At 33.2% G+C, this 9665-nt stretch carries 12 protein-coding genes; 3 read left to right on the forward strand and 9 right to left on the reverse strand.

Features of this window, described 5'->3' with window-relative positions:
- Positions 1-141 precede the first annotated feature (141 nt).
- The 9 genes from RR45_RS10335 to RR45_RS10370 form a co-directional block, all read right to left on the reverse strand.
- On the reverse strand, positions 142-1191 hold the full coding sequence (locus tag RR45_RS10335; protein ID WP_072353695.1) for a DUF389 domain-containing protein: 1050 nt from the start codon (positions 1189-1191) through the stop codon (positions 142-144).
- A gap of 270 nt (positions 1192-1461) precedes the next feature.
- Positions 1462-1671 carry a hypothetical protein gene (locus RR45_RS10340; RefSeq protein ID WP_031367192.1) on the reverse strand — a complete coding sequence of 70 codons (210 nt, stop codon included), beginning with the start codon at positions 1669-1671 and terminating at the stop codon, positions 1462-1464.
- Positions 1672-1735: 64 nt separating this feature from the next.
- Positions 1736-2065: a type II toxin-antitoxin system RelE/ParE family toxin gene (locus tag RR45_RS10345; protein ID WP_031367193.1), complete on the reverse strand. Its 330-nt coding sequence runs from the start codon at positions 2063-2065 to the stop codon at positions 1736-1738.
- Positions 2062-2367 (reverse strand): type II toxin-antitoxin system RelB/DinJ family antitoxin, encoded by a 306-nt coding sequence (locus tag RR45_RS10350; protein WP_031367194.1) that lies wholly within the window; start codon positions 2365-2367, stop codon positions 2062-2064. The genes RR45_RS10345 and RR45_RS10350 overlap by 4 nt, the downstream gene beginning before the upstream one ends.
- 69 nt (positions 2368-2436) lie before the next feature.
- Positions 2437-2571, reverse strand: coding sequence for a hypothetical protein (locus RR45_RS11550; RefSeq protein ID WP_269845680.1), 135 nt, complete (start codon positions 2569-2571; stop codon positions 2437-2439).
- Between the two features lie 53 nt (positions 2572-2624).
- Positions 2625-2837, reverse strand: a complete 213-nt coding sequence (locus RR45_RS10355) for a hypothetical protein (RefSeq protein ID WP_244148327.1) — start codon at positions 2835-2837, stop codon at positions 2625-2627.
- Between the two features lie 20 nt (positions 2838-2857).
- Entirely contained in the window at positions 2858-3118 is a 261-nt protein-coding gene (locus RR45_RS11465; RefSeq protein WP_031367196.1) for a hypothetical protein, read from the reverse strand.
- 13 nt (positions 3119-3131) lie between these two features.
- On the reverse strand, positions 3132-3932 hold the full coding sequence (locus tag RR45_RS10365; protein WP_031367197.1) for a ParA family protein: 801 nt from the start codon (positions 3930-3932) through the stop codon (positions 3132-3134).
- Positions 3933-4247: 315 nt separating this feature from the next.
- Positions 4248-5579 carry a RepB family plasmid replication initiator protein gene (locus RR45_RS10370; RefSeq protein ID WP_031367198.1) on the reverse strand — a complete coding sequence of 444 codons (1332 nt, stop codon included), beginning with the start codon at positions 5577-5579 and terminating at the stop codon, positions 4248-4250.
- A gap of 392 nt (positions 5580-5971) precedes the next feature.
- Between RR45_RS10370 and RR45_RS10375 the strand changes: the two genes are divergently transcribed.
- The 3 genes from RR45_RS10375 to RR45_RS10380 all read left to right on the forward strand — a co-directional run bounded on the left by RR45_RS10375 (position 5972) and on the right by RR45_RS10380 (position 9439).
- Positions 5972-7423 carry a Y-family DNA polymerase gene (locus RR45_RS10375; RefSeq protein ID WP_031367199.1) on the forward strand — a complete coding sequence of 484 codons (1452 nt, stop codon included), beginning with the start codon at positions 5972-5974 and terminating at the stop codon, positions 7421-7423.
- Positions 7420-7590, forward strand: a complete 171-nt coding sequence (locus RR45_RS11305) for a hypothetical protein (RefSeq protein ID WP_167362613.1) — start codon at positions 7420-7422, stop codon at positions 7588-7590. The genes RR45_RS10375 and RR45_RS11305 overlap by 4 nt, the downstream gene beginning before the upstream one ends.
- 241 nt (positions 7591-7831) lie before the next feature.
- Complete coding sequence (locus RR45_RS10380) at positions 7832-9439, forward strand: helical hairpin domain-containing protein (protein WP_031367200.1); 1608 nt, start codon at positions 7832-7834, stop codon at positions 9437-9439.
- Positions 9440-9665 lie beyond the last annotated feature (226 nt).

Raw genomic sequence — 9665 nt, forward strand, 5'->3', positions numbered from 1 at the left:
GTTTGATTTTCAAACTTCGCAACAGAACCCTTTCTTTCATCTAAAGAAAAATCTCGTATTCATCAATTTTATTTTTTTATAGGTAAGAAAGAAGAACAAACAAGAAAAACACGGCATAAAAACCTATTCAGTTCATCGTCCTCAATCCTTGTCTGCTTCAATTTCTTTTACGAGATCGTTTTGTGAATCTTTTTCAGAGAGTTTTTGATCGATATACTTGTCAATGTTTTCGTAAAATTCCTTGGTCGTCTCACTATCTAATTTTGTCGAATTATGGACTTGATTGACTTTCAATTGAACAGATTGAATACCGTAAGAGGCTTGTTCTTGGCGAATGGTTTCTAATTCTTCTTCTGAAATCGGATCTCCAACAACCGTCAAGACCAATTCATTATTCCTTGACTTGTAGACTTGATTAATCACCGTATGATTGGCGAACTCTTTTCCTACAAACTGTTTGATCCCTTCTTTTCGCGCTTGATCCATCGTCAGAGTGACTGCTGAATAGCTGGCTGGAAGGACCAATAATACAATCAAGTATATCAACCCAATTCTCATTTTAATGTTTAGCTCTTTAAATGAACTTAAGGGAGATTTTCTCATCAAAATTCTTGTTACAACGATATTGGTTAGCATGATAAAGACACAGTTGATCAAGAAAAGATAGAGAGCCCCAAATAAATATCGTTCATTTCCATTAGCTAAACCATAGCCCGCAGTACAGATAGGTGGCATTAGAGCTGTTGCGATGGCTACTCCTGGCACGATATTGTTTGCTTCTTTTTTCCTTGAACCAATGACACCTGCTATCCCACCAGCAATAGCAATGACAACATCCCAAATGGTTGGAGAGGTTCGTGCAATCAACTCGCTACTTGCATAAGATAAGGGAGAAATCCAGAAATACAGAGTCGATACAAGCAAACTGACCAATACTTGAGTAAATAAAACCTCTAGAGATTGTCTGATTAAACGCGTATCAAAAATTGCTAAACCGAATCCCAGTCCAACAATCGGTGTCATAAGAGGGGAAATCAGCATGGCTCCAATAATGACAGCTGTTGAATTCATATTTAGACCTATAGAGGCAATAAAAATCGCACACATCAAAATCACTGTATCACTTAATCGAACATGAAGATCATCATATAATTTCTCTCGGTATTCACGTGTTGAATAGTTTCCGGTCATTGGTTATTCCTTTTATTTCATATAATTTGTTTCCGCATGGATGATCGTAGAAAGACTTCTGTCCAATCTTACATATTTTTAATTTTCACCTGTAATTCTTTTGAACATTATCTTTTAAATATCTATCAGACCATCCTTGACATTATATCAAAAATTTTACAGTCTTTCTCTGAAGAAATCAATTAATTTAAATGATAGAGAAAAGAAGAAATTTTTGTTTCCTTCTCCGAAGAAGAAAAAACGATATCTCCTCTGAAAGAAGATACCGTTTTAATGTTTAAACATGATGAGTATAGATTTATTGAGGACAGCATTTCTGGCAGAAACTGCCTGAATGCTTTTGTCGTTTTTATCAAATTCAGACGATACCAGTTTCATTTCTGAGCCCAGTACCTTGAAGGATTGGTTGATGTCACGGAGGGAGTTTTTGAACTCTTTTTCACCATCAATCCCAATCTTTAGACCAAAGTTATCTGCCACTTAAGTACCTCCTTTCCTTGATTTTTGGGTATGAAAAAAGACCGTCTAAGCAGTCTTTCCAGAATTAAAATTCAGTGTGATTGTTCAATTGATTATCAGCATCACGTTTCCCGTAGAAAACTCGGAGGACGGACACGATTTCTGTTTCTTCATTCGGTATGAAGTAAGCGACATAATTGTCTATCGGCATAAATCGTAACCCTCGGCTTTTCCACGGTTCGTTAGAATACAACGGATAACCTGTCGGAAAAGTATCGAGTTTCAGAATGTGTTCTTCAAGTCTGTCGAGTTGATTACTCGCATTGCCCGAAGCTTGAAGTTCATAAGCGATGTACTCATAGATGCCACGTAAATCATCCTTTGCTTGAGGCATTACCTTTACTTCAAAACTCATAGGTTATATTCCTTGCGAATGCTAGAAAAAGCATCCTTAGCCGATTCCCCTTCGCCATTCAACATTTGAACGTAGCCTTTTTCAAGCTCCGCATCCATTTGTTCTTCAGTGAGTTTACTTGCATCCAAAACACTATGTTGTGGAATTTTTACATCAAATGGAATCCCACGTTGAAGAATGATTTGCTTGTAAAACATATTGATTGCATTGGATGCTGGAATTCCAAGACTTGTGAGAATACTTTCTGCTTGAGCCTTCACATCGGGTTCAATTCTTGCATATAAATTTGCTGTCTTTGCCATTTTGCACCACTCCTTTCGAGGTTTTATTTGACTATATTATAGCACCTCGTGCGGACAAACGCAATACAATTAGATTCCGCTAGGAATAATATCATCAATGAACATCTCAACTTTAGGCTTGCTGATACCAGTAAACTGCTTATGGCACTCCCATAAATCAAAAAACAATCCAAACGGACAAAACCAAAAATCATCTGGTGTCATGCCCATCTGAACTGTTCCGTAATAGTAAAGGCGAGTAAATGTTTCAACATCACTTACTTGCCTGCTTTGTTTTTTGTCTCAAGTTCACTTTCAATGTTGCGAGCTGTGCCTTTGAACATTGCCTCTGTGATAGCTGACTTGTATTCAGCCAATTCAAGCGGTGAAGTCAACAATTCCACATACTCAGTCGTGAGTTCTTCTTGCTTATCATCCTTGTGTTTCAGATTATAAATCTTGATGGACTGATTGGCTAAGAGCGTAATCAACCAAAAGATGGTTGATTTTTCTATTTATCAAACATTTCATATGTATCTTCTATTATTTTGTCTAAAATAGATGAACGTGACCTCGCATTTGTTTGTTTAACAAGGCTATCCAATTTTTCTAAGTTGCTCTTTTTAATAGAAAAACTTGTTTTTATTTTCTTTTCCCAATTCATATCAATGTTAGTTTCTTCTTTAACATTTTCTTTCACTGTATTCGGAAATGTGTTCTCTTGTTCATATTCATTGTTAGTACTTGAAAATTGTTCAAACTTATTAGCCATTTCTACCCCTTTTCTATGCCTCTAAAATATTTGAAAAAATATCATTTATCAATATCAGGAATTTTTCTTGTTCTTTCAGTTTTTCTTCTTTCCTTAAGTACTCCTCGATCCCCAATTTTTCAAGCATGCTCGCATTAATTAATTCTTTCTCTGGAATAATACCTATAACATTATCAATCCCTTTTAATGCGCTTAAAAATTCTTTTGATGTTTTAGTATTGTGTTTTACTCTGTTCCCTAAAAAGTTTACTGTTGCTGTTATATAGCTTTTTCCACTAACAGGGTCTACCACTTCTTTTTTCAACGTTGCAATACTTTGTAATACTTTTATATGACTTTCGTATCCAAATCTACTTGGGTCTAGTGGGGAAATAATTTTGTCTGAAACTGCTACGCCATTTTTCGTCAATAAATTCCAAGCTGGTGGTAAATCAATTATGACATATTCATACGACTTCTCTAGTCTGTCTATATTTCTAGAAAACCACATGAATAATAGTAATTCTTTATTTGGTTTTATTGATAACAAGTCTGTCAAATTATCTAGATTACTGACCGAAGGAATAAAAGAGATGAAGTCATTTATAGCAGTTTCTTCTTCTGTTATAGATGGGTTACTTAATATATCAGATATACTAAGACTATTTTTAAAGCTAACATTCTCGCTTTCAAAAGTTCCTGTTAAACTTTTTTGTCCGTCCATGTCAATCAATAGCACTTTTTTCTTTCTATCCTGTAAAAATTTTGCTAACTGAAAAGCCATTGTTGTTTTACCAACACCGCCTTTAATTGCCATAAAGCTGATAACTTCCATATTACACTCCTTCTTAAGAACACCTTGGTATTTACTTGGTATTTACTTTGTATTTACTTGGTATTTACTTGGTATTTACTTGGTATTTACTTGGTATTTACTTGGTATTACCATTTTACACCTTTATGTTTACTTTGTCAATACCAAAGTATTACTTATTTCATACCTTGGTATTTACTTGGTATTACCTTCTTACACCTTTATGTATACTTTGCCAATACAAAGGTATTACTTATTTCATACCTTAGTGTTATCTTGGTATTTAAAAAGTATTACCTTGTAAAGAAGTAGGTAATACTTTTTTTATTTCTTACATTACTTTTTCATTGAGTCTGAAAGTTCTTTTTTAATTATTTCAAGCTCTCTTTGTTCTTCTGGAGTTGTTTCATTCACATATGCAGATTTATATCTGTGGTCAGGTATTTTATTTCCATTCACTGCTTCAACATTTCCTTCAGTTCTTAAGTATTTAGTCTTTCCTTTCTCTTTTTTGATCACATCTCCACTGGCTAAAAAATTTCTTGCTGAAACTAATAAATATTGAGCTATATTTGGTTTAGAATAATCTTGTCTATGATTTTTAATAGTTTCAAAATGTTCTCTAACACGGTTAATACCTGCTTGTCCCTCAATCTCTGAATATATTGGATAAACTACTTCTTGTAGACGTGCCATTAGACTGATGTCGGCTAAATTTCTCATTTCCAGTATTTCAAACTCTAGTAGTTCCATTGTGTATGGATTTTGCATTGCTTTAGCTGATAATAATGCCGTCTGTTCTTCTCTATTTTTCTTACCTTGCAGGTATGCAGGATCCTGTTCTCTTTCCTTGTATTCTCCATTTAGTTCCTGTGGCCGAGCTTTTTTAGATATATGGAACTGTATGCTATCGATTGAACGACCTTTTTTAATTTTGTCATAAGTCACATCAAAATGAGTATGATGATTAATTTCATTTAGTGGCTCTTTTAAAATACGTTGTTCCAAACTTTGAAACCTTTTATAATCATTTATTGTATCTGTCATAGTTCTAAGTTCAGATACTTTTATTTCTGGATTACAATAACCTTCTAGTTGCTCTGTTCTTCTACCACCTTTGTTTGAATAATGTTCATATTGATTGTATTGCATGGATAGCCACTTATAAAGAATAATTGAGTACTTAGAGTTTAAGTTCATGACATCAGACAGGGCATATTGCGTAAAATTTTGTTTCAAATTGATTAGATAAGGCATAATTCTTTTATTAAATTCAATTATAACTTCATCATGGTAATCAGCCCATTTAACATAAGGGATTGGTACTATATTTTCATACTCAAAACCACGTTCTTGTTTTTCTCTTATTCTAAAGAAACTTTGTTCTTGCATTTTATCAACTGCTTTTTTAAAGCGACTATGTTTATCATTATCTGAGACATCAAAAAATTTAAATAATTCTGTTTTTGAAAGATAAATAATATGGTCTTTTGGTGGATTATCCGTATTAATATAAGATACTGCCAACTCAAAAATCTTTAAAGGTACTTTATCCATTTTAGCAATGCTAGTTATCAGGTCATTGTGTTCTACTATTTTTCTTCTCTTGATTTCATTCAAAGGATCTACCACCTTTTTATTTTCATTTCCTTTTGTTATAATGGACATATAAATACGCTCCTTTGCGTGTTTGAATTTGGCATAGAGAAAACTTTTTTTGCGAGAGAGTTCTCTATGTTTTTTATTATACATTAAAACTGTGTATATAGCAACAAAGCTAGTCGTTTTGTTGCTATATACACAGTTTTTTGTTGCTATATACACAGTTTTTTGTTGCTATATACACAGTTTTTTGTTGCTATATAAATCTGTCAGGCCTTGGTATAATTGACTTTTTTTGTACGCAAAAGAACAAAAGATAAATATATATAAGATAAATAAAGATAGGCTTCGCCTATTTTTATTTTTTTAAAATATGGGTAAATATTTGACATCATTTTGAAAAGTGCTAGAATAGTGTTAGTTAATTTAACTAACACTATTTACAAAGAGGTGTCTATATGATTGAAATTGACCCTTTAATTGATTACTCAAAAGAACAGCGCAGGGCGATTGCTTTTATTGACATGAAATCATTCTACGCAAGTGTAGAGTGTGTTGAAAGAGGTCTAAATCCTTTGTCTACATCACTATGTGTCATGAGTGGTGCAGACAACTCAGCAGGTCTGATACTAGCAAGTTCGCCAACCTTTAAAAAAGTATTTGGAAAAGATAATGTTGGTCGAAGTAGAGACCTACCCTTTTATACCAACAATCGAAAATTCAACTACCAAAATTATTATCGTACAGCTCCACGTGATTGGCTTAATAAAGCTACGCCACCCTCAAAAAGTGAAGTAGCATTTATAGAGTCTTGGGCAAAGAGAACAGAAATTGTACCTCCGAGAATGTCAAAATACATTGAGAAAAACATTGAAATTCAACATGCTATTCAAAATTTTGCATCTCCTGAAGATATATTTTGGTATTCGATTGATGAGGGGTTTGTTGATTTAACAAGTTCTCTAAACTACTTTTATGATAAAGCGTTGCCTGCTGAAGTAAAGCTCGATAGATTATCAAGAGAAATTCAATTAGCTATTCTCAATCAAACTGGCATATATTCAACAGTTGGCATGAGCATTGGCAATCCATTACTTGCTAAACTTGCACTTGACAATGAAGCCAAACACAATAGTAATATGCGTGCTTTTTGGACTTATGAAAACATACCCGATAAAGTCTGGAAAATTAAATCCTTAACTGACTTCTGGGGGATCAATACTCGTACTGAAAAAAGACTGAATAAATTAGGTATCAAGTCAGTCTATGATCTCGCACATTGTAGCCCTGCGTTATTAAAAAAAGAGTTTGGTGTCGTTGGAGTTCAATTATTCTTCCATGCCAATGGTGTTGATGAGTCTACAGTCTATGAGCCTTATCATGCTAAGTCAAAGTCAATTGGCAACTCGCAAGTCTTGCCCAGAGATTATGCTGATCAAACTCAAATTGAGTTGGTTATCAAAGAAATGACTGAGCAGGTCTCTATCAGACTAAGAAAAGCCAAAAAGCAGACAACTGTTGTTAGTCTGTATGTCGGTTATGCTTATTCTGAAAATAAACGAGGGCTACATATTCAAAAGAAAATAGAAGTCACGAACAGCATTGCTGTGTTAAGTGATCAGATCATGTCATTATTCAGAGCGGGTTATTCTGGTGGTAGTGTGAGACGATTAGGCATTTCATTTGGTGGGCTATGCAGTGAAGAAGTCAAACTAATTTCTTTATTTGACACCTTTGATAAAAAAGCAGCCAAGACAGAAACACTTCAGGAAGCAATAGACGAGATAAGAAAACAGTATGGATTTTTGGCTTTACAAAAGGCAACTTCACTACTTGATGGATCAAGAGTAGTAGCAAGAAGTAAACTTGTTGGAGGTCATTCAGCAGGTGGATTGGACGGTTTAAAATGACAAGAGTAGATAGATCATATAGCCCCTACAAAGAGGTTCGAGAATATCAAGACAGGGCTATGATGAAGTGGCAGGGTTTTTATTTATCTGAACATACAACAGCTATGAAAGATGATAAAGCCCCAAAAAAATACTTTGCAATCAAAGTGATTGGTTATTTGATATAAAAAAACGAGATATTCAAATCTCACTTTTCTGTTGGTAATGGATATATGTTTGTATCGTATTTATAAAGATCAAAATTAAATGTACCTCAAAAAACAATGATATGGATTGATGGCTGATTTATTTGTCAGCAAATAAATCAGATTTTAATCCTTTAAATAAATCATTTGGGTTCATTTCTAAAGCAGTACATATTAATAAATAAGTGTAAATTGTGGGCTTTATAGCTTTGTCGTTAAAACAATGCAAATAAAAACACCTGAACGTTTAACAAGGTCTGTCAAATATATTTTAAACCCTAAAAAAACAAATGTACCTTATGTAGAAACTGAAAAAGATTTTCCAGTCACATTTACTGAAGATAAAAAAATGATGCAATTGGTTTCAGGGCATCAAATTTCAAATGTAAATTATGCTGACCAAGAATTTTTTCTAACAAAAATAATGGCTAATGCTAGCAATGGCAATCCTGATAATTCTGACATGAACAATCCTAATCGAGTAATGGCACATCATATAGTACAATCATTTGCCCCTGATGAAAACTTAACTCCTGAAGAAATTCATGAACTAGGAAGAAAAACAGTTTTAGAATTGACTGGTGGCGATCATGAGTTCATAGTAGCAACTCATGTTGACCAAGATCATATACATAATCACATTATTTTTAATACAACAAATTCTACAACCCTTAAAAAATTCAGATGGCAAAAGGGTACAGCGAAAAGTTTGAAGTATATTTCTGATAAGCATGCGGACATTGCAGGTGCTAATATTTTAAGTAACACAATGAAAAACTCGTATAAGAAATATTCTGCCTATCAACGAAAAAATAATTTTAAAATTGAGATAAAGGAGCGTTTAAACTTTTTACTGAAGCACTCTACCTCCATCTCTGATTTTAAAGAAAAAGCTAAGGCTCTGAATGTAATAATTGATGATACTGGAAAAAATGTAAAATATCGTCTTGCAGATATGGAACAAAAAAGAAATACACGTGATGATACACTTTCAAAACGTGGTAAATATTCTATATCTAATATTGAAAAAATTGTCTCTAAAAATGTTTCTGTATTCTCTCAATCCGAAATAAAGAACGAATATGAAAAATTTAAGGTAGAAAAAAGTGATGATTTTGAAATGAAAATTTTAGTGGAAGATTGGCAGGTAAAAGAGGAAACAAAAAACGGTATTTATATTGACATTGATTATGGTCTACTTAATAGTGGAGCTATATTAGTGCCCTCACACCAAGTCAATAAACTTAATGATGGTAACTATAATATTTTTATCAAGAAAAAAGATTTTTTCTATTTCACAAATTCTGATGATGCAACTAAAAATAAATTTATGACTGGTAACACAGTTGCCAAGCAATTGTCTCATGATAATCAGCATTTAGTGCTTCACAAAAATCAATATATATCAAAACTTGATCAGATCATCAAAGATTTTGAGTATCTCTCTTTAAAAGGTGTTTCAACTGGTCAACAGTTTTCAGATTTGAAAAAACAATTTGAAAAACAGGTTCATGAAACAGAAAAAGAACTGTCTGTTTTAGATGAAAAAATTTCTCGTCTGAACAAAATCATCAGTGCAATTGATGGTCTCAGTTCTGATGATTTGAGAAAAGTTGAAACTTCTGAAGCAATCCTATCAGACTTAAAAATTGATAAATCGACTAAGAGAGGTGATCTAAATAAAACTATCGAGGAAGTGAAATTTGAAAGACAAGTGTTAAATAAACAATTTCATGACATTGTTGAGAAATATAAAACTTATCAGGGTGTCAAAGAAAATGTTAGAGATCGAGAAAATGATACTATCAAAAATAAAGAGGTCAAGAGGTAGCCATTGTCGCCAAAATGTAAACCCGGAATAAGCCTGCAGGTTTGGAAACATGGCGCCGTTTAAAATCTGTCGCCTAATTCTGTTCTTGGTTATTGATCGACGTGCCTGAAGTTTGGCGACAAAATATCTTTGTTGACTAATTTACTTTATATCAGTATAATGTAGGTATAAAGTAAAAAAAAAAGAACGTGCGCAAACACGTTCTCTATAGAACCGTTTAAGACGG

Source organism: Pseudolactococcus chungangensis CAU 28 = DSM 22330 (assembly GCF_002441885.1).
Taxonomy (GTDB): domain Bacteria; phylum Bacillota; class Bacilli; order Lactobacillales; family Streptococcaceae; genus Pseudolactococcus; species Pseudolactococcus chungangensis.

What these genes read in the sequence shown, in the direction of transcription:
- RR45_RS10335 (WP_072353695.1), bottom strand. Translation starts at nt 1,191, where the DNA reads ATGACCGGAAACTATTCAACACGTGAATACCGAGAGAAATTATATGAT.
- RR45_RS10370 (WP_031367198.1), bottom strand. Translation starts at nt 5,579, where the DNA reads ATGTCCATTATAACAAAAGGAAATGAAAATAAAAAGGTGGTAGATCCT.
- RR45_RS10375 (WP_031367199.1), top strand. Translation starts at nt 5,972, where the DNA reads ATGATTGAAATTGACCCTTTAATTGATTACTCAAAAGAACAGCGCAGG.
- RR45_RS11465 (WP_031367196.1), bottom strand. Translation starts at nt 3,118, where the DNA reads ATGGCTAATAAGTTTGAACAATTTTCAAGTACTAACAATGAATATGAA.
- RR45_RS11550 (WP_269845680.1), bottom strand. Translation starts at nt 2,571, where the DNA reads ATGACACCAGATGATTTTTGGTTTTGTCCGTTTGGATTGTTTTTTGAT.
- RR45_RS11305 (WP_167362613.1), top strand. Translation starts at nt 7,420, where the DNA reads ATGACAAGAGTAGATAGATCATATAGCCCCTACAAAGAGGTTCGAGAA.
- RR45_RS10345 (WP_031367193.1), bottom strand. Translation starts at nt 2,065, where the DNA reads ATGAGTTTTGAAGTAAAGGTAATGCCTCAAGCAAAGGATGATTTACGT.
- RR45_RS10350 (WP_031367194.1), bottom strand. Translation starts at nt 2,367, where the DNA reads ATGGCAAAGACAGCAAATTTATATGCAAGAATTGAACCCGATGTGAAG.
- RR45_RS10365 (WP_031367197.1), bottom strand. Translation starts at nt 3,932, where the DNA reads ATGGAAGTTATCAGCTTTATGGCAATTAAAGGCGGTGTTGGTAAAACA.
- RR45_RS10380 (WP_031367200.1), top strand. Translation starts at nt 7,832, where the DNA reads ATGCAAATAAAAACACCTGAACGTTTAACAAGGTCTGTCAAATATATT.